Here is a 17,223-nt window from a genome sequence, read left to right on the forward strand (position 1 = left end):
AAAAGCCAATAATCTTAAGTTGGTGCGACACTTTTGCGACACTTTATATGTTCGTGCTGGGTATGGCCTTCATGTTGTTTACGGCTTGCTCCGGGGTGAGTTGAAGTGAGTTATATTTGAAAACACAAACAGAGCCATCTGATAAGGATAATGCAAAAACTTTATCAGAAATTGATGAAATATACCGATATTTGGTATTGGAAGGAGTTTTACATTGACCATCCGATTGAATCAAAAATGTGTCTCTACCATTTATTATTTTGGTCGAGTTAATGTAACCCCAAAGATAGGAAACCACCGGAAGGATGCATATTATTATTATGGCTAACCTACGTGCTAATTTAAGCTCATTTAAGAAAGTGGTTTTCTTTGTAATCAACCAGAAGGCAAAGACTGAAATAGCAAAAGGTATGGCAACTTGAAGAATGTCACCCCATGGATAATTTTCAATAGATGCTCCCTCCTTATCAGATTTGTACAGGGCTACAGCCGCAATTATCCCCACTATTGCTCCAATTGCGCTAACAGAAATAAGGAAGATATATTTTATGTCATGATAATACTTGATTCTTGCAGCAAACTCATTTTCAATCATAGAATATGCTTGGGTTTTTAATTTCTCCCAATAGTCTGCCGCGACAATACCAATGCTGACTACAATGCAAGGTATTGCTATTGTGTATAATATAGATGGTAGAATTTCAGTGAAAGATGCGAACTGTAATATATTTATTTCGAACGCTGACCAAAAAGCCCAAGAGTAAATAAAAGAATTACCGATTGCATACGCACAAGCCAACGCCCATAAAGTTATTTTAAGCTCAATATTCATTTTCTTCTTACCAAGGGGTTAAGTAATAGAGCTTCCTCTAAATGATTTGGGGCAAAATGAGCATAACGCATAGTCATTTTGATATCAGTGTGTCCTAGGATTTTTTGAAGGACTAAGATATTGCCGCCGTTCATCATGAAATGGGATGCAAACGTATGTCTGAGAACGTGCGTCAGCTGCCCTGCCGGTAATTCAATTCCTGCTCTTTCCAGAGCAGATCTAAAAGCGTAATAGCACGGACTGAAAAGCGCACCGTTCTTTTTTGGCAGTTCAGCTATGATTGCTGGATTTAATGGTATTGTGCGGTTGCGCTTACCTTTCGTTTTTATAAATGTGACCTTCCCAGCGCCGATTTGGCTGCGCTTCAATTTCTCAGCCTCTCCCCAGCGGGCGCCAGTAGACAGGCAAATCCTTATAATCATCTCCAAATCTTTAGCAGAACTGTGGCGGCTTTCTTCTAAAAGCTTGTCAATCTGCTCTCCAGTAAGATAGGCCATCTCACTTTCTTCTGTTCTGAACTGACGAACATTTTCTAACGGGTTTGGAGCTTCCCATTCCCCGAGTCGTTTTAATTCGTTAAAAACGGCCAGGAAATACGCGTGCTCCAGGTTCATGGTGCGCGGCGAAACCTGAGTGACTCGTTTAGTCCTGGCAAAATGGCCATCAAGCCTTTTAGCCCTATAAGCGGTGAACAGCTGCGCGGTGAACTCAGTAGCCATAGGAGAACCCATACATTCATCAGCCCATAGCATGGCGCTTTTACGCTTTTCACCATCTCGCAGGGTTATCCCGTGGCGCTCAAACCAGAGATGTATCAGGTCTGAAAGGCGACGTTTATCTTTTCCTTGCCCAAGCCAGGGCGTATCCTCAACTTTTTGCAGGGTGTAGTTTTCGAATGCTAACGCCTCGCCTTTAGTCGCGAACTTTTTGCGGATTCTCTTCCCTTGCTTGCCATCGCTACGGTTGACGGGGTAGAAGTCCGCAACCCATTGGCCATTACTTAGTTTTCTTACGGTCATATCACTGAATCGTCAGAACAACGCGCCCAATTACGGTTATGTCGTCGATACCACAATCAAAGGCCATACCGACGCCGCTTACTCTTACTTTTTTGATCGGGATGCGCGTAAGGGTGCGAATACTAGTTTTACCTTCAATCTCCACAAGCCACTGATCGTCATAAACCTCTGTGAATGTGGTATCGACGATAAACTGGTTGTTACCCTCCAGTACACAAATGGGGGAGGAAGGCAAAGGGACTCCAGGTAAGAAAGAGACCTTATCCAGCATGTACATCCCTGCTTCATAAATCAGTCCGTCAACGATTTTGCGACGGGGCATTTTCAGAATATCCAACTCTTCATCGTCAAACTTTCTACCTTGACCAGTAGCGAGCCACTCCAGCGATGCCCCTGTTTCAGCAACGCATCTCACAACCATATCAGCCGGAAATACCCCCCTCTTAAACCTCGCAGACAGGCTGCTGGAAGCCATATCAAAATGATCAGCTAATTGTAGTTTTGAAGTAAATCCGTAGACATCCATAACCCGATCCAAGACATCACTACTGTGGCCTATCTGTTTAAAGGAAAATTTGCTCATTAGCTCACTCTTTCGATTAAGTCGAAATTGATATTGATTTATCGATTAAGTCGAAGTAGAGTCTCCGTGTTGTAGGTTAAGTCGAATATTGGTTGATAACAGTGGATATTGGCGTATCCCTAACCGGAGAAGTTTGCATTATGCGTCCCAACATTACAATCGTGATCCCTGATCCATACATCCCGCTTGATGAGTATTGTCGCCGTACAGGCATGTCTAGAAGTACAGCGGAGAACCTGATTTCATACGGAAAACTGCCGATCAAGCCTAAAGGTGCACAGAAAAAAGGGCTGGTTGAAGTGAACATGGCCGCCTTAACCGTAATGGCGTTAAGCGAATGTGATGTTTCGCTTAACGCGTAATTCATCGTACGGATTAGGGAGGAGCTAACAATGTTTGATTATCAGACTTCTAAACATGCTCATTTTGATGCAGCTTGCCGAGCGTTTGCGCTGGCGCACAATCTGGAAGATTTAGCCGCTGCCGTTGGTATGCGTCCGCAGATTCTCCGCAATAAGCTGAATCCAGTTCAACCGCACCGCCTGACCTGCGATGAGCTTTTGGCTATCACCGATTACACCGAAGATGCGCGTTTACTGGATGGGATGCTGGGGCAGATTAACTGCCTCCCGTCCGTACCCGTCAATAACGCGACTGAAGCGAACATGCAGTTTTGCGCATTAAGCGCCACTGCAAACGTGGGTGCGATCGCTGGGGAAGCCGTTTCAACTGAGCACATGACCGCCGCACGCCGCACACAAATTCTTGATCGTGCCCGTGATGCAATCCGTTCCCTTTCCGTTCTGGCTTACACCGTTGAAAGCCGCCTCCAGTCTGCGCCGGTTCTTGCTGCTGCCGTCGATATTGTGACTACCAGCGCCAGCAGCATGATGTGAGGGATAACCATGAAAGCTTTCGTTACCTACCTGAAAAAAGAATCTCCGGCCATGCAGCTGGCCAGCGGGTCAACTGGTTGGCTTGAACTGCCAAGCGGCCAGCGCTGGAACCCTGGCCACCAGTACAAATTCAATACCCATTCATCTCGTCGTCCGTGGTGGTTTCGTTTGTTCGGGATTATCAGGGGGCGTTATGGCGATTAGCTCTAAGCAACAGGAAATCGGGCTTAAGTGGCTTGGGAATATCCGCCGCAAATACTGGAGTGAGAAAAGCGAAGCCGCCGAATGGTGGGACAAATTAACACCAGAATGGCGCGGGGTTGTTTTGCATGCGGCTGCAGTTGCTTCCGGGATGGACGTTTTCAAAGCCCATCTGAGCAAATGCTACTGGTCAGAGTTATTCGAACGCCTGGACTATCGGGCAATGATTCAGCTGCGCCAGGGCATATCCAGGGCGCGTCTGACGTTTGAAGGGTTCGGGAGTTTGAGTGACAGCGATTTTTCTAAGCGCAGCGCCAACCGCCAGGTGAAAAAGGCACATCCGATCCACAGCAGTAATGGCGTACAGATGATTATCGCGCCACATATCGTTCATAAGATGCAACAGCAGGAGAATCATTAATGTCCATTATCTCTGTAAACGCCAAAGAACTGGGGCAGGAGCTTGCTGCGTGGGGTGTTCCGCATAATTACGCCATTCTCTTTCTGGAGAAAAGCACCGTTAAAAATGGCCGTGTGGCCTTACATCCGTTTTTCTTTAACGACACCGAGCACATGACAAACAAGCGCCACTGGCTGGCCGTAAATGTTGCGTACTGGTGCTGTGTATATCGCGAAGCGGAAAGCCCATTTCAGCAGGTTGAAGCGCTGGCCGGTATTCGTTCCATGTATTACGTCGCGGGTTCATTGGGTGCTGGCGAAATCAAAGCGCTGATCCAGGAATGGTGGCGCAATACCTACGAGCTGCACAAAGTGCCAGCGCCAAGCTACTCAGCCGCGCCCGTTACCGTCTCTTTCCACTAATTCACTGCCTGAATTTTTGGCCATCCCTGTGGTGGCCGGGGATTCTTTTGCCTTGAGGAAACCAAAATGCAAAAAACAAATATGGTTTTACCCGTCAATCACTCTGGTCGTGACCTACTGGCCATGCTGGCCAAAGCTACCGAGGAAGGTAAAGCAGCGTCCGCCGATCTGTGTTCTACACGTCTGGATAAGCTGGCCACTTTTGCCGCCAATGAAGGTTTGAGCGCAGCCGAAATTGTAGAGCTGATCCGTGAAGAGGCTGCGGCCATTTGCAGCAAAGGCGGCGCAGCATGGCAATAAAAACCCCTCTCAAATGGGTGGGTAGCAAAGTCCGCCTTATGCCGCAGCTGCGTGGCCATTTGCCGGAAGGAAAACGCCTGGTGGAGCCTTTCGCTGGTTCGTGCGCCGTCATGATGAATACGGATTATGACGAATACTTGATTGCAGATGTGAACCCTGATCTTATCGGGTTCTATCGCGCAGCGGCAGCTGATACTTCAGCGCTTATCGAACGTGCTAAACATCTTTTCGCCACCTTCAACACAGAGCATGGCTATTACGATAGCCGTGATTCTTTCAACCATGACGCTGATCCGGAATGGCGGCCAGCGCTATTTCTTTTTTTGAACCGTCACGGTTTTAACGGCCTTTGCCGCTATAACAAAGAGGGGCGCTTTAATGTCCCTTATGGCAAATACAAAAAACCTTACTTCCCAGAGGTTGAGATTAAAGCGTTTGCTGAAAAAGCTAAACGTGCAACCTTCGTCTGTGCCAGTTACTCAGCAACGCTTGATATGGTTAGAGATGGCTATGATGTGATTTATTGTGATCCTCCTTATCTCACTGAGTCAGCAAACTTCACCGCTTACCACTCAACTGGTTTTAACCATATGGATCAGGGAAGGTTGGCGCGTAAATTACGCCGTCTTGCTGAAAAGGGCGTGAGTGTTGTCGCGTCAAACAGCGATCTGGAAATGGTGCATTACCTTTACGCCGGATTTGAGGCAGTGAAGGTCAACGCGCCCCGCAGTGTTGGTGCCGCAGCTGCAAGCCAGAAATCTGCCGCAGAGCTGATCCTGAAATCGCCATCCGTTGTAAAGGCTCGCGCATGACGCTCGTTGCTAATGGCCAACATCACGCCGTAGATATCTGGCGGCGTGATACCTTTGCGCCCGGAACGCCAGCAAACGCGACGATCACAGAGCGCCGTTTGTGGGCAGTTAACTCACAGGATTACGAATGGCGTTCACAGTTCCTTCATGAGATACCCGACTGGTTAGCCGGGTATTTTGGCAACCGTTACGAAAAGCTGTTTGCTGGCCGTGACGGCCGCCGCCGTGCCAATACATTCCTGCGCAAAACAATCGGTGAGAATGTATTGCCACGTCTGCGGAAAGTGGCTGCGCGTTACCAGCTGGCCGCTGATGTAAGCGATCTCTCATTCGGAAAGTCATTGCAGCGCTTGCCGTCGCTTGACCGTACCGATCTCAAAAAGCTGTCTGGCCAGATATCTGGCTGGATAGCTCAGATGTTTTATGACTTCACCGACACGCTGAAGGACAAACCAAAAGACGAAAGGGAAATGCGCCAGCGCACGCTGGAGGCTTACCGCAACCTTTGTTCGCTTTCCCTCATGCTGAACAATCAGCCGCCGTACTGGGCAGAGCACGAAGCCAATGATGGCCACCTGGAAACCCGAAAAGCGGAGTCCGGCATTTTGCGTCTCATGGCACCGGAATGGTGGTATCAGCGCCTGAAGCGTGCCCGTGACCTGCAACGTGAACATCTGGCCATTGCCGTTGGCCAGGTGCAGAAATCTGCCAGCGCCTACGTATCACGTAAAACCCTGGGCGAATGGATAGACCAGAAGAAACGCAATCTGGAGTTCTTCAAAAAGTTTGATCTGATGGACGAAGAGGGCAACCGTATTGCGCTGGACAGCATGGTACACCGCAGCGTTGCTAACCCGGCAATACGTCGCTGTGAACTGATGGTGCGTATGCGCGGGTTTGAAGATATCGCCAATGAACAGGGGCTGGCTGGCGAGTTTTACACAATCACTGCGCCTTCACGTTATCACGCTGTACACAGTAAGGGCGGCTTTGTGTCTCAGTGGAACGGATTAAGCCCACGGGACACGCAGCGTTATTTATGCAACGTCTGGGCAAAAGCACGCGCGGCGATCTCCCGTGCCGGTATTCATGTTTTTGGTTTTCGCGTGGTGGAGCCACACCACGACGGGACGCCACACTGGCATATGCTGCTGTTTATGCAACCGCATGACGTTGAGGCGGTACGCGATATCCTTTGCTATCACGCCAGGATTGCCGATTCAGAAGAGCTTCAGACACCCAACGCGCTTAAAGCGCGTTTTCACGTTGAGCCTATCGATCCCGCGAAAGGGTCGGCAACGGGCTATATCGCTAAATACATCTCAAAAAATATTGACGGCTTTGCGCTCGATGGCGAGCAGGATGAAGAAACCGGGGAAAACCTGCGCGATATGGCCAAATCCGTATCGGCCTGGGCATCCCGCTGGCGGATTCGTCAGTTTCAGCAAATTGGTGGTGCGCCAGTGACTGTCTGGCGGGAGCTGCGCCGCCTGGGCGATCAGCGCTTAACTGATAGCCGCATGGATGCGGTGCTGGCAGCGGCAGATGTTGGGGACTGGGCTGCCTATACCCAGTTGCAGGGCGGCGCACTGGTTGCGCGTCGTGATCTGGTTGTTCGCCTGGCCTATGAAATTACTGAGCAGGGTAACGAGTACGCTGAAGATGTTCAGCGCGTGCAGGGGATCTATTCGCCTTTAATTCCTGATTCCGAAGTTTGCACCCGTCTGGTCAAGTGGCAGAAGGTTGCGAAGTTGGCCGAAGCGCCAGCGGAGGCGGGTTTTTCTGGCGGCAGCGCCGCCCCTTGGAGTTCTGTCAATAACTGTACGGAGGGGGGAACCCGGAGACGGTTAAAACTGGAACTGAACCAGCGAGGGTTTGCCGGAACGGATGAAGAAATCGACATTCTGAAGCGGGGAGGCGGTCTTAAATTTGGCCGTTCTGCCCTGATTTACAGGGAGGGACGGTTGCAGGAGAAGCGGAACAATCCGGAAGATGAACAATGGCCAGGCTGGCAGTGATAGCTTGTAAGTGTGTGATATCTAATAGCTAAATTATTAGTTGCACCAATAATTATTTCACATATTGTGCTTTTAGGTGTGCTGTATGCTTATACAGTATTTTGTTATTTGTGGAGGCTGCATGGATATCTTAGAGGCATCAGTAAAGCTGGAGCGCATCGAACTACTGGCAAAAATAGCCCATGCAAGTGAGATGAGTTCGAAGGAAAAAACTATTGCCTTAACGTGGATCGGTGAAATTGCTGAGGAAATGCGTTGCGTGGTCAGGGGGGAAATAAAAAACCCCCGTAGCGGGGGCGTTTCAGGCAGCGGGTGCAGCCTTCAATAAATCCAGAGCCATTTGTTTCTGATCGGGTGACAGGTTTTTGAGCAATGTTTGCACCAAAGAATCACCCGTTTTAGCGCTGGGGCTGAGAGTGTGGGAAAACGTCAAATTCATAACAAAAGTGTGCCCACACTCCACATCTGCGCATGCGCAGTAGATATCCGCAATCTGGCGGTGCTTCCGGTTAGTCTTGCGAATCACAGCCTTTGAGCCACATTCAGGGCATTCAATTTTCAGGACTCTCATATTCCGCTCTCCAGCTGTTAAATAATGCCTGGATTTTAGCCTTTTTTGTCTCATGCTGCACCCTTCTCCGTTGTTTCCGTTGCAAAATTCAGATGCAGGTGGCGCGGGATTTCCGGATCGCTGTTGATGGCCATCGCCAGGCGGCGCTGAATGGGCAAGACTTCATTTTTTTTGTAGGTGCGTTCAACCTTTTCCGGGTCGCCCAGTCCGGCAGTGTTCTGCGGAACGATACCCGCGAGCCCGGCCGGGAAGCGGTGCGCGTTCAGAATGTCCTGGGCGCTGATGTTCTTCACGCTCGCAAACTCATCTTTGGCTGAAATATCCCCCATCTCAATAAACTTGATCGCGTCCCCGTCGCCGCCAGGGATATTCACCAGGATGGTGGAGAAGTTGCCGATCCCCTTGCTGTCCCGCAGCTGCTGTTCAATCTCTTCCTCCATTTCGTCCGTCATGCTGGGGTCACGGGTATACAGAATGCCGCCAGTGTGTGCGCCGTTGTGGTAGTAGCGACGGCGGAAAATGACCGCCTCACTGTTCAGCAGGGCAGAATGAACGCCGCCGATGTAGTCCGGCAGACCATAGATGTGCTGCTGCGGGTCATACATCTTGATGAAAATGATATCGTCAGGCGGGAACGCCAGCGGTTCGCCTTCCTGTAAAACCACGTAATCCCCTGGCACAGTCTCCGCGTTTTCTTTCTCCTTACGGCGGCGCAGGTAAAGTCCCGGCAGTGGCTGAAGCCCGATCACATCGCCCCAGCCATTACGGACTTTGGCCACGGCGATATCCCCGAAAGTCAGATAATCAAACACAGCGGCTTCCAGCTCGTCGAACGTCAGCCCGCCGCCCTGATAGTCCGCCGTGACCATGTTTTTACGGGCGTGGATAATCCCGCCGTGCTGGCCGTTCAGGTTGATAAGCTGCGCCAGCGCCAGACGGTCAATCGGCTGGGTGTAGTGGTCGGCGGCGTTGTCGTACCAGATTTCCCGGTAATCGGTTCCGGTGGTCAGTACCGGTTCTGGTTTGCCAAAGCTGATAATGCTCATTTTTTTGGACTTATCACCGCGCTGCTCGCGCTTCACAAAACGTTTCTTTTTGCTCATGCTGCCTGTTTCCTTACACCCCAGTGGGATTTTGGTTTGTTTTCATAGTTCAGTGGTTCGTTATGCAGGGCGTGGGTGATTGCCCAGAATGCCTCTGCGTGGCCAGTGTCCTGGCTGCGGTCTGCAATAAAGGTGACTCCATTGCCGCTTTTAGTGCTGGCACGCCTGACTGACATAAAACTGGCGGGGATTTCTTTCAGGTTTTTGTCCCATTCGATACGCTGGCTTTCCACCACGTCTGCGGCTTTTACAACCAACTGGTTTTTGGTGTTCATGTCGTAGCGGATCGGGACAACAACCTTCATGGCAAAGTGCTGTATGTTTTCAAACACACCCTGGCCGATCCCGGTTACATCCACGCCCAGATAAGTGAAGTTGTACTGGTCGAACAGCTTTTCTATCTGCTTTGCCTGGTAGCGGAAGTTCATGCCCTTCCAGTAAATCACTTTTAGCACACGGAATTTTTCTACGGCGAACATAGGCGGGGCGACAATCACGAAACACGACAAATCGCCGCTGCGTGCCGGGTCAAAACCGCCCCATACTGGCCTGTCACCAAACGGCCGTTTTGCGTCCGGGTCGTGATCCTGCCAGGTATCAACCTCAACGCCGCACGCTTCCAGGTCGGAAAAGCTGAAAACGGAATCCTTGCTGTCCACGAACACGCACATGTAAAGCATGTCGAATGTGGCGGTGTTGTAGCGGTTGCGCAGCTTCTCAATGTTGGCCAGATTGAAGCCGCCCGCAATGGCATCTTCCATAGTGATGACATAGCGCCACTGGCCATCCGGACAGAGCCGGCCGCCGTCCCGCATTTCATCGAACAGCGGAAATTTGATGGCCGCACGTTTCCTACTGCCCTGTTTCCACTCTTCACCCGTCCAGAACGGGTACGCCTGGTGCGTTTTGGCCGATGGTGTGGAAAAGTAGGTGGTTCGCCATTTGTCATGGGTGGCCATCGCGCTGGCCACTTCATTGAGTTTTGCGAAGTTGGGCACCCAAAAATATTCATCGCAGTAAAGATGGCCACTGTATGACTGTGCGGTGTTTTTGTTGGTAGACAGAAAACGCAGCTCTGCGCCGTTGCTTAAACGGATCGGGTTCCCGGTCAGTGTGATACCGAAATACTGTTCAGCAATGTTCACGATGTAAGACCGGAACACCTCAGCCTGTGCTTTGGACGCGGACAGGAAGATTTGCGGATCACCCGTCATTACCGCGTTTTCGAATGCTTCAAACGCAAAATACCAGGTTGCACCGATCTGGCGGCTCTTCAGGATGTTCCTGACAAGCTGCCCAATGTTGCGGCGCAGGTGTTTCTGATATTCAAAAAGATGCTCTTCAGCCCAGGTGTCAAAATCCTCCTGGGTAAGTGACGAGATATCGTTTTTCTTGTACTTGCGTTTACCGCGGGGTTCATCCTCGTTATCCCCTCGCGCAGCTGCTTGCCGTTCTCCCTGGCTGCTGGCCAGCTTTTCTTTATGTTTATTGCTCTGGGCACGCAGCTTTGTGGCGTGAGCAATAAGCAAATCCATTTCTTTTAAATCCAGATCCGTTTTATTGTCGCGCCCGGCTAACAACTGGTAACGGCGTTCAATTGCCTCCTCTGTACTTTCGAAACTGAGCAGGTCAGCCCATTTATATTTTTCCGCCCAGTAGTAAACGATCCGCGCATTCGGCAGATTTAATTCTGATGCAATTTCTTTAGGCGTATAGCGGCGCAGGTAAAGAGCGCGGACAACGCCTTTTAATTCTTCTGAGTATTTAGCCATAGATTTAATTATGCCGTGCTAATGATGAAAAAACGGCGGGGTTAATTCGGGGTTGTTCGGTAAAAGCTTATAACCGAACTGTTCAGAATAAAGCGTAATGCGGGGATGTATTTAATTAGCAATAATCAAATCCACAGCAAGGGAAACAGTTAATCGACAGAGGGGGAAATATGTGTCGCATTTAAAAACTGGCTGGCTGTGTGTTGCGACTGAAGGCGATACGGTTGATGGACGAGTGATGGAGCGGCAATGGATTATCGACATGGCGGAAACCTATGATCCAAACCATTACGCTGCGTTGATATGGCCAGAGCATGATGATTCATGTGGAAACTTCGGTGAAGTGCTGGAGGCGATGTGGCAGGACGGTGATGACGGGCTGGCGCGGCTGTATGTCAGTCTGTGCCCGAATAAACGCCTGATTTACGCAAACGACGAAGGCCAGCTGCTGTATTTCTCCGTAGAGCCGGAGCTGAACTGGCGCGGAGGGGAGCGTACCTATCTGATGGGGCTGGCAGTCACAGACCATCCGGCCAGTGTCGGTACAACACGACTGCGCTTTAGTCGGCGCAAATTAAACAAACAGGGATATTACAGTTGTGTGATTTCCCGTAACGGTAAAATTACGCAGGAAGGGAAGATGAAAAACTGGCAGAAATTGTTTGGTATTAAGCCGAAATTTGAAGATGAAAATTCGCAGGACGATCCACCTGCTGATGATAAATTGCAGGCGCTCGCGAGTGCCCTGAACGATCTGGAAGCGCGTGTGGGTGCAATTGAAACCCAGCTTAATTCCGTGCAGGACGATGTTGACACTATTACCGAAGTCGTAGACACGGAAGAGTTTGCCGTTATTCGTGACAATGCAAAAGAGATTGTTACCCGATTTAATGATTTGGGTAATAAAGGCGGTCAGCGTAAACAGCGTCAGGTGCCAGCCAAATCCGGTAAATTTAGTTACCTGTAATTAGCCGCAACGCGAATAAGCAAAACATTTTAATTATCGCTTAATTGCGAGGGAGTCTTATGTTACTGAATAACCGTGCGCGGGATTTACTGGACAATTATACGGCGGGTATGGCGCAGCATTTTGGCACGCAAAACCCTGGCCGTTATTTTTCGCTAAATGACCCGCAGGAAACAGCGCTGCGTCTGGCCATGCTGGAGTCTGTTGAATTCCTGAACTGGATCACCACGCTGGATGTTGACCAGTTGAGTGGCCAGGTCGTCAACGTGGGCGCGTCTGTTCTCCATACCGGGCGCAGCGAAACAGGCCGTTTTGTCCGCCAGGTAGGGGTTGACGGCAATACTTATTCACTGGTTGAGACAGACAGCTGCGCGGCGCTGCGCTGGGATCTGCTTTCCGTCTGGGCGAACGCCGGGAAGGAAGAAAACGAGTTTTACAACCTGGTGCAGACCTTCAGCACCCAGGCATTTGCCATGGACATGCTGCGTATCGGCTTTAACGGTACACACCGCGCCAAAACCACAGACCCTAAAGCCAACCCAAATGGCGAAGATGTCAACATTGGCTGGCATGAAATCATGAAAACGATGCTGGACGGCAAGCAAATCATGACCGATCCGGTGGTGCTCGATCAGGCGGGGGATTACAAATCGCTGGATGCAATGGCCTCCGATCTGATTAACGCCAAAATCCCGGCACAGTTCCGCAATGACCCGCGCCTGGTGGTGCTGGTAGGTGCTGACCTGGTGGCTGCTGAACAGTACCGACTATTCCAGGCTGCTGACCGCCCAACGGAGAAAATCGCTGCGCAGATGCTGGGCAACACGATTGCTGGTCGTAAGGCGATTATCCCGCCGTTTATGCCTGGCAAACGCATGGTGGTTACGCCGCTTTCTAACCTGCACATCTACACCCAGCGCAATACGCGCCAGCGTAAAGCACGCTTTGAAGATGATCGCAAACAGTTCGAAAACAGCTATCTGCGTAATGAAGGCTATGCGATTGAAGAGCCGGAGCTGTACGCGGCGATTGATGAAGATGCCGTGACAATCGGCAAGCCGTCAGAGCCAGTGGAGGGTTAATCAATGTCTCTTTCACCCGCGCAGCGTCATAACCAGCGCATTGCGATGGAACAAAAGCTAAAGCAAAGCCTGGCCGTTGGTACCACGGAAAGCATGCACCTGTTGATTAAGGCACTGGAAACAGACGTGGAACAGGTACGAAGCCTGCCGCTGATTGCTGATCGCGTTGAGCACAAGCGCAACGTGCTGCTGCCGAAATGGGTTCCGACTGTGGAAGCGTATCTGGCCAGCGGTCAGGTGTATGCAAATCCGGTTCTGGCCTGGTGCGTGATCTGGCTGTTTGACGTGGGGGATCTGGATAAGGCGCTGGAATGGGCGGATATCGCTATTACCCAGCAACAGGCCACGCCGGAACGGTTGCGCAGCAATTTCCCAACGTTCGTGGCCGATACGATGCTGGCCTGGGCGGAGGAGTCTGCGGGGCGCGGGGAAAGCATTGAGCCATATTTTTCACGCACGTTTGAGAACGTGGCCACCAGGTGGCGGCTGCATGAGCAGGTGACGGCGAAATGGTACAAGTTCGCCGGGTTGCAGCTGCTGCGCGGTGAGGATGGCCAGAAAACAGCGGCGGGTGTTGATGATATCGACACGCTAAAAAAAGCCGATGAATTGTTGGCCACAGCTGAAAAATATTATTTGAAAATCAGCGTCAAGACACAGCGGCAGACCATTGCCGCACGTATTCGACGTCTCGAAAAGGAGCTTAAAGATGGCAACAGTAATCAAGTTTAAACATGAGTTGGGGCAGTTGGTGAGAGTCACGATCAGTGGTGAAAAAGGGCATGTAAAAGCCCGTGCTGAATACGTCAATTGCAGCAATCAGTACCTGATCCATTATCTGGCCGCAGATGGCCGCGCAGTGGATTCCTGGTTTGATGAAAACGAGCTGACACCCGTTCAGTCTTAAAGACTACCGCAAGCCAGGCGGGCGCGGTGGAGGGCAGAAACACGATGTGAAGCTGCGCCGTGGAAACCGGACAGCCCGCCTATTTTTTCGGGGGAGCCATGTTTAGTGGAAAGCCGCTTGATTATCAGGACGAGCCGCTAAAAAACGAAGGATTCTGGCCAGACCTGAACCTGAAGGACTTTCAGGCACAGCGAGCTATCCCGGCTGATGTTGACGCGGACACTGTTGCCCAGGCTCTGCTGGCGGCCGTGGCGGAGGTGAATGCGGAGCTGGAAAAAGTAGAAGCCAGCTGGAAGGCAAGGGGGATTCTGAGCGCAGAGGACGCGCCGGGGGCACGGATGGGGGAATTAAATGCCCTTTGTGCGCAATACATAAAGGCGGTTTTCGCCAGAGCAAAAGCGGACTTGTTGGGGGAATTCGCCACGGTTGGGCGGCGCGATACTCACCCCGGCCAGGAAAGCACGGAAACCCGCGCCGGGTTGCTGACTGAAGCCTCGGTGGTGATCCGACGCATTAAGGGACTGAAACGGGCAACGGTGAAAAAGGTATGAATCAGACACAGCTTGAAAACCTGACGGCATTCTTTACCGACAACGTGCCAGCCCGTGCGATGCAGTCGTTTGACAGCGTGGTGGATGAAATGGAGTTCGTACCGGCTGCAAAGGATATGGGGCTGGGGCAGTACCGCCAGGCGGTAATTCGTTATGACGCGGTACTGAGCTGGGAGCGTTTCCCGTATCGCCTGTGTCCGCCGCAGCTGCTTATGTCGCTGATGGCTGCCTGGCTCGATGAGGCAGACCGGGAGTTACTGGACGAAATCGGGGTAACTGAGGCGGATCCGCAGTGGGATGTGTCGGTGGCCGATGAAGAAACCGCCGATATTGTCCTGACGGTTCCCATGGCGGAAGAGCTGGTGATCCGTGAGGACGAAAAGGGATTAATCCCCTGGCAGGGCAAGCGGTGGTCACTGGTTGAGCCGGAAATCTGGACGGCGCTGACCGCAACGATTTACGGCGTGGATGAATCCGGCGCGCCTGTGGGCGATGCGTCGTGATTGCCGGAGGGGAGCTTAACAAGCGCCAGCTGGCGGAGCTGAAAAAGGCGCTGGCCAGCATGGAGCTGCCGCCCAAAAAACGGCAGCGGCTGCTGTGGCGAATGGCGAAATACGGCGTGATTGCCGCAGCTAAACGCAACGTGCGGAACCAGGAAACGCCGGAAGGGGAAGCCTGGGCAGGACGCAAAACAAAGCGCAAAGGGAAGATGCTGCGCAACATGCCGAAACTGCTGCATATCCGGGAAATGCCTGAAATTCAGGCCGTGCGGATCTATCTGCAAGGTGGCGGCTACCGGAACGGGGAAACACCTGTACCCGCTGGCACAGTGGGCTATTCACAGCAAAACGGCATGCGCGTCCGGGTAAGTCGCGCCAGCCAGCCAGGGAAGGCACAGCCAGGCAAGATGGCCACCGCTGCGCAGGGAAAAAAACTGCGTACGCTGGGCTACCGGGTGCGCCGGGGTAAGCGCTGGAAGAAGCCCACTATCCGGGAAATAACCAGCGAAATGCCATACGCACAGGCGGGGTTGCTTATCCGGAAGTTAAGCGGCAAGGCAGTAAAAACGAGCTGGACTATCGATCTCCCTTCCCGCGTATTTCTGGGAATGGGTGATGAAGACTTTAACAAGGCGCTGGCACGCCAGCTTCAGGCCATTGGCTTTGGCTGGGATGTAAATGCGCAGGATATCAGGGGGAGAACATGACCTGGCCAAATGTGACCGTTAACCAGGTAAACCAGCTACTGGGTGAAACCAATGAGGTGGAACGCACGGTGCTGTTTATCGGTACGGGAACCAAAAACACAGGCAAGACGCTGGCAGTAAACACCCAGAGCGATTTTGACGCGCTTCTGGGTGAGGCTGACAGCCAGTTAAAACGGGATGTGCTGACGGCAATGTCGAATGCTGGCCAGAACTGGTGGGGGTTCGTCCATGTGCTGGCCGCTGACAGCGAGCCGGACGCATGGGTTAAAGCGGTGCTGGCCGCGCAGGTCTCGTGTTCTGTTGAAGGCGTGGTGCTGTGCAATGACATTTCCACAAAGGCGGAAGTTAACCAGGCCATTACGCTGCGTGCGGATCTGATCGCCAAATACGGCCGCTGGGTGTGGTTCATTCTGGCCACGCAGGGAATGCAGGATGAAGAGGGACAGGCGGATTACCTTGCGCGTATGTCCATCCTTCAGGACGGCATTGCGGAAAAAGCGGTGCAGCTGGTTCCCCGCCTCTGGGGGAATGAGCCGGGTGTGCTGGCTGGCCGTCTGTGCAGCCGCGCCGTTACCGTGGCTGACAGCCCGGCGCGAGTAAAAACAGGAGCGCTTGTCAGCCTGGGCAGTGATGAACTGCCGCTGGATGGCACAGGTGCGGTGCTGGAGCTTGCCACGCTTCAGGCGCTTGAGGCGCAGCGCTTCAGCGTGCCGATGTGGTATCCGGACTATGACGGGTTCTACTGGTCAGACGGCCGCACGCTGGACGTTGAAGGGGGCGATTATCAGTCCATTGAAACACTGCGCGTGGCCGATAAAGCCGCACGCCGGGTGCGTCTGCTGGCCATCGGCAAAATTGCAGACCGTTCACTGAACAGCACGCCGGGCAGCATTGCCGCACACCAGACGCTGTTTGCAAAGCCGCTGCGCGAAATGTCCACGGCAGCAAACATCAACGGGGTTTCATTCCCCGGCGAGGTGAAGCCGCCGCAGGATGGTGATGTCACCATTGTCTGGAAAAACAAAAAGGCGGTGGAGATTTACATTGTGGTGCGCACCTGGGAAGTGCCGCTGCAAATCACCATTAGTCTGTTACTGGATGCCAGCCTGGAGGCCACCGCATGACCAAACGTATTTCGGGGATGTCGTTTGATGCTTATGTTGACGGCGATCTGATCCACATTGAAAAAATTTCTCTCGATATCACGGATAACAGCGCCGCCGCGCAAACCCGTGGTGTGCCGGATGGCCACGTTGATGGTGATGTTGCCGCAGAGGGAGAAATTGAAGTCAGTTCCAAAGTGCTGGGTGTACTGACAGCAAAAGCCCGCTCTGCGGGTTCATGGCGCGGTATTGAGCCTGTGGATTTCCTCTTCTATGCGAAAGCGGGGAATGAGGAAGTCAAGGTGGAGACATTCGGCTGCAAGCTTCAGCTGAGTAACCTGCTGGATATCGATCCGAAGGGCGGCAGCGTGGCCACGCACAAAATCAAATATTTCGTGACCAGTCCGAAGTTCGTAAACATCAACGGCGTTCCGTATCTGGAAGCGGAAGCCACGGAAAACCTGATCGGTTAAGGGG

The 17,223-nt window shown here is 51.9% G+C and carries 24 protein-coding genes; 18 read left to right on the plus strand and 6 right to left on the minus strand.

Translation table 11 applies throughout. The features are described 5' to 3' along the window. Positions 1-43: 43 nt before the first annotated feature. Genes AM410_RS10395 through AM410_RS10405 form a run of 3 tightly spaced genes read right to left on the minus strand, consistent with a single transcriptional unit; the run spans position 44 to position 2,434 of the window. Positions 44-832 (minus strand): hypothetical protein, encoded by a 789-nt coding sequence (locus AM410_RS10395; RefSeq protein ID WP_063150227.1) that lies wholly within the window; start codon positions 830-832, stop codon positions 44-46. Then, entirely contained in the window at positions 829-1,851 is a 1,023-nt protein-coding gene (locus AM410_RS10400; RefSeq protein ID WP_078774150.1) for a phage integrase, read from the minus strand. The genes AM410_RS10395 and AM410_RS10400 overlap by 4 nt, the downstream gene beginning before the upstream one ends. A gap of 1 nt (position 1,852) precedes the next feature. Then, positions 1,853-2,434, minus strand: coding sequence for a phage repressor protein CI (locus AM410_RS10405; protein ID WP_063150225.1), 582 nt, complete (start codon positions 2,432-2,434; stop codon positions 1,853-1,855). A 140-nt stretch (positions 2,435-2,574) separates the two neighbouring features. On the opposite strand from AM410_RS10405, the gene AM410_RS10410 reads away from it, so the two are divergent. The 9 genes from AM410_RS10410 (at position 2,575) to AM410_RS10450 (ending at position 7,811) form a co-directional block, all read left to right on the plus strand. Further along, entirely contained in the window at positions 2,575-2,796 is a 222-nt protein-coding gene (locus AM410_RS10410) for a helix-turn-helix transcriptional regulator (protein WP_015460844.1), read from the plus strand. A gap of 30 nt (positions 2,797-2,826) precedes the next feature. Continuing rightward, complete coding sequence (locus tag AM410_RS10415) at positions 2,827-3,330, plus strand: phage regulatory CII family protein (protein WP_078774151.1); 504 nt, start codon at positions 2,827-2,829, stop codon at positions 3,328-3,330. A gap of 9 nt (positions 3,331-3,339) precedes the next feature. Continuing rightward, the gene (locus AM410_RS10420; protein WP_078774152.1) at positions 3,340-3,534 is read left to right on the plus strand and encodes a phage filamentation protein Fil family protein; all 195 of its coding nucleotides are present in this window, start codon (positions 3,340-3,342) and stop codon (positions 3,532-3,534) included. Beyond that, entirely contained in the window at positions 3,524-3,952 is a 429-nt protein-coding gene (locus AM410_RS10425; protein WP_063929726.1) for a hypothetical protein, read from the plus strand. Before AM410_RS10420 ends, AM410_RS10425 begins: the two co-directional genes overlap by 11 nt. Continuing rightward, on the plus strand, positions 3,952-4,353 hold the full coding sequence (locus AM410_RS10430; RefSeq protein ID WP_063413659.1) for a hypothetical protein: 402 nt from the start codon (positions 3,952-3,954) through the stop codon (positions 4,351-4,353). The genes AM410_RS10425 and AM410_RS10430 overlap by 1 nt, the downstream gene beginning before the upstream one ends. A gap of 66 nt (positions 4,354-4,419) precedes the next feature. After that, on the plus strand, positions 4,420-4,653 hold the full coding sequence (locus AM410_RS10435) for a DUF2732 family protein (RefSeq protein WP_078774154.1): 234 nt from the start codon (positions 4,420-4,422) through the stop codon (positions 4,651-4,653). Beyond that, positions 4,644-5,465, plus strand: coding sequence for a DNA adenine methylase (locus AM410_RS10440; RefSeq protein WP_078774155.1), 822 nt, complete (start codon positions 4,644-4,646; stop codon positions 5,463-5,465). Before AM410_RS10435 ends, AM410_RS10440 begins: the two co-directional genes overlap by 10 nt. Continuing rightward, positions 5,462-7,483, plus strand: coding sequence for a replication endonuclease (locus AM410_RS10445; RefSeq protein ID WP_108647792.1), 2,022 nt, complete (start codon positions 5,462-5,464; stop codon positions 7,481-7,483). Before AM410_RS10440 ends, AM410_RS10445 begins: the two co-directional genes overlap by 4 nt. A gap of 121 nt (positions 7,484-7,604) precedes the next feature. Continuing rightward, positions 7,605-7,811: a hypothetical protein gene (locus tag AM410_RS10450; RefSeq protein ID WP_078774157.1), complete on the plus strand. Its 207-nt coding sequence runs from the start codon at positions 7,605-7,607 to the stop codon at positions 7,809-7,811. Here AM410_RS10450 and AM410_RS10455 read toward each other — a convergent pair. The 3 genes from AM410_RS10455 to AM410_RS10465 are packed head-to-tail and all read right to left on the minus strand — an operon-like array spanning position 7,785 to position 10,929. Beyond that, positions 7,785-8,108 (minus strand): ogr/Delta-like zinc finger family protein, encoded by a 324-nt coding sequence (locus AM410_RS10455; protein ID WP_078774158.1) that lies wholly within the window; start codon positions 8,106-8,108, stop codon positions 7,785-7,787. The two genes, AM410_RS10450 and AM410_RS10455, sit on opposite strands and share 27 nt — an antisense overlap. Beyond that, entirely contained in the window at positions 8,105-9,157 is a 1,053-nt protein-coding gene (locus tag AM410_RS10460) for a phage portal protein (protein WP_078774159.1), read from the minus strand. Before AM410_RS10460 ends, AM410_RS10455 begins: the two co-directional genes overlap by 4 nt. After that, positions 9,154-10,929: a terminase large subunit domain-containing protein gene (locus AM410_RS10465; RefSeq protein ID WP_078774160.1), complete on the minus strand. Its 1,776-nt coding sequence runs from the start codon at positions 10,927-10,929 to the stop codon at positions 9,154-9,156. Before AM410_RS10465 ends, AM410_RS10460 begins: the two co-directional genes overlap by 4 nt. 172 nt (positions 10,930-11,101) lie before the next feature. On the opposite strand from AM410_RS10465, the gene AM410_RS10470 reads away from it, so the two are divergent. The 9 genes from AM410_RS10470 (at position 11,102) to AM410_RS10510 (ending at position 17,219) form a co-directional block, all read left to right on the plus strand. Further along, the gene (locus tag AM410_RS10470) at positions 11,102-11,896 is read left to right on the plus strand and encodes a GPO family capsid scaffolding protein (RefSeq protein ID WP_044857461.1); all 795 of its coding nucleotides are present in this window, start codon (positions 11,102-11,104) and stop codon (positions 11,894-11,896) included. A gap of 59 nt (positions 11,897-11,955) precedes the next feature. Further along, the gene (locus tag AM410_RS10475) at positions 11,956-12,978 is read left to right on the plus strand and encodes a phage major capsid protein, P2 family (RefSeq protein WP_078774161.1); all 1,023 of its coding nucleotides are present in this window, start codon (positions 11,956-11,958) and stop codon (positions 12,976-12,978) included. A 3-nt stretch (positions 12,979-12,981) separates the two neighbouring features. Beyond that, on the plus strand, positions 12,982-13,710 hold the full coding sequence (gene gpM, locus AM410_RS10480) for a phage terminase small subunit (protein ID WP_078774162.1): 729 nt from the start codon (positions 12,982-12,984) through the stop codon (positions 13,708-13,710). Then, the gene (locus AM410_RS10485) at positions 13,688-13,885 is read left to right on the plus strand and encodes a hypothetical protein (RefSeq protein ID WP_044857463.1); all 198 of its coding nucleotides are present in this window, start codon (positions 13,688-13,690) and stop codon (positions 13,883-13,885) included. Before gpM ends, AM410_RS10485 begins: the two co-directional genes overlap by 23 nt. A 98-nt stretch (positions 13,886-13,983) precedes the next feature. After that, a complete protein-coding gene (locus AM410_RS10490; protein ID WP_108648578.1) occupies positions 13,984-14,436 on the plus strand; it encodes a head completion/stabilization protein in 453 nt (150 codons plus the stop codon). Continuing rightward, the gene (locus tag AM410_RS10495; protein ID WP_078774164.1) at positions 14,433-14,939 is read left to right on the plus strand and encodes a phage tail protein; all 507 of its coding nucleotides are present in this window, start codon (positions 14,433-14,435) and stop codon (positions 14,937-14,939) included. Before AM410_RS10490 ends, AM410_RS10495 begins: the two co-directional genes overlap by 4 nt. Further along, positions 14,936-15,643: a hypothetical protein gene (locus AM410_RS10500; RefSeq protein WP_078774165.1), complete on the plus strand. Its 708-nt coding sequence runs from the start codon at positions 14,936-14,938 to the stop codon at positions 15,641-15,643. The genes AM410_RS10495 and AM410_RS10500 overlap by 4 nt, the downstream gene beginning before the upstream one ends. Continuing rightward, on the plus strand, positions 15,640-16,767 hold the full coding sequence (locus AM410_RS10505; protein WP_108647794.1) for a DUF2586 domain-containing protein: 1,128 nt from the start codon (positions 15,640-15,642) through the stop codon (positions 16,765-16,767). The genes AM410_RS10500 and AM410_RS10505 overlap by 4 nt, the downstream gene beginning before the upstream one ends. Continuing rightward, positions 16,764-17,219: a phage protein gene (locus AM410_RS10510; RefSeq protein ID WP_044865384.1), complete on the plus strand. Its 456-nt coding sequence runs from the start codon at positions 16,764-16,766 to the stop codon at positions 17,217-17,219. Before AM410_RS10505 ends, AM410_RS10510 begins: the two co-directional genes overlap by 4 nt. Positions 17,220-17,223: the final 4 nt, after the last annotated feature.

Source organism: Enterobacter cloacae complex sp. FDA-CDC-AR_0164 (genome assembly GCF_003071645.1).
GTDB classification, from domain to species: domain Bacteria; phylum Pseudomonadota; class Gammaproteobacteria; order Enterobacterales; family Enterobacteriaceae; genus Enterobacter; species Enterobacter ludwigii.

Excerpts from the sequence above, each read along its gene's own strand:
- AM410_RS10410 (WP_015460844.1), top strand. The coding sequence starts at position 2,575 with ATGCGTCCCAACATTACAATCGTGATCCCTGATCCATACATCCCGCTT.
- AM410_RS10440 (WP_078774155.1), top strand. The coding sequence starts at position 4,644 with ATGGCAATAAAAACCCCTCTCAAATGGGTGGGTAGCAAAGTCCGCCTT.
- AM410_RS10395 (WP_063150227.1), bottom strand. The coding sequence starts at position 832 with ATGAATATTGAGCTTAAAATAACTTTATGGGCGTTGGCTTGTGCGTAT.
- AM410_RS10460 (WP_078774159.1), bottom strand. The coding sequence starts at position 9,157 with ATGAGCAAAAAGAAACGTTTTGTGAAGCGCGAGCAGCGCGGTGATAAG.
- AM410_RS10435 (WP_078774154.1), top strand. The coding sequence starts at position 4,420 with ATGCAAAAAACAAATATGGTTTTACCCGTCAATCACTCTGGTCGTGAC.
- AM410_RS10430 (WP_063413659.1), top strand. The coding sequence starts at position 3,952 with ATGTCCATTATCTCTGTAAACGCCAAAGAACTGGGGCAGGAGCTTGCT.
- AM410_RS10450 (WP_078774157.1), top strand. The coding sequence starts at position 7,605 with ATGGATATCTTAGAGGCATCAGTAAAGCTGGAGCGCATCGAACTACTG.
- AM410_RS10400 (WP_078774150.1), bottom strand. The coding sequence starts at position 1,851 with ATGACCGTAAGAAAACTAAGTAATGGCCAATGGGTTGCGGACTTCTAC.
- AM410_RS10495 (WP_078774164.1), top strand. The coding sequence starts at position 14,433 with ATGAATCAGACACAGCTTGAAAACCTGACGGCATTCTTTACCGACAAC.
- AM410_RS10405 (WP_063150225.1), bottom strand. The coding sequence starts at position 2,434 with ATGAGCAAATTTTCCTTTAAACAGATAGGCCACAGTAGTGATGTCTTG.
- AM410_RS10485 (WP_044857463.1), top strand. The coding sequence starts at position 13,688 with ATGGCAACAGTAATCAAGTTTAAACATGAGTTGGGGCAGTTGGTGAGA.
- AM410_RS10475 (WP_078774161.1), top strand. The coding sequence starts at position 11,956 with ATGTTACTGAATAACCGTGCGCGGGATTTACTGGACAATTATACGGCG.
- gpM (WP_078774162.1), top strand. The coding sequence starts at position 12,982 with ATGTCTCTTTCACCCGCGCAGCGTCATAACCAGCGCATTGCGATGGAA.
- AM410_RS10445 (WP_108647792.1), top strand. The coding sequence starts at position 5,462 with ATGACGCTCGTTGCTAATGGCCAACATCACGCCGTAGATATCTGGCGG.
- AM410_RS10505 (WP_108647794.1), top strand. The coding sequence starts at position 15,640 with ATGACCTGGCCAAATGTGACCGTTAACCAGGTAAACCAGCTACTGGGT.
- AM410_RS10425 (WP_063929726.1), top strand. The coding sequence starts at position 3,524 with ATGGCGATTAGCTCTAAGCAACAGGAAATCGGGCTTAAGTGGCTTGGG.
- AM410_RS10465 (WP_078774160.1), bottom strand. The coding sequence starts at position 10,929 with ATGGCTAAATACTCAGAAGAATTAAAAGGCGTTGTCCGCGCTCTTTAC.
- AM410_RS10490 (WP_108648578.1), top strand. The coding sequence starts at position 13,984 with ATGTTTAGTGGAAAGCCGCTTGATTATCAGGACGAGCCGCTAAAAAAC.
- AM410_RS10455 (WP_078774158.1), bottom strand. The coding sequence starts at position 8,108 with ATGAGACAAAAAAGGCTAAAATCCAGGCATTATTTAACAGCTGGAGAG.
- AM410_RS10420 (WP_078774152.1), top strand. The coding sequence starts at position 3,340 with ATGAAAGCTTTCGTTACCTACCTGAAAAAAGAATCTCCGGCCATGCAG.
- AM410_RS10510 (WP_044865384.1), top strand. The coding sequence starts at position 16,764 with ATGACCAAACGTATTTCGGGGATGTCGTTTGATGCTTATGTTGACGGC.
- AM410_RS10415 (WP_078774151.1), top strand. The coding sequence starts at position 2,827 with ATGTTTGATTATCAGACTTCTAAACATGCTCATTTTGATGCAGCTTGC.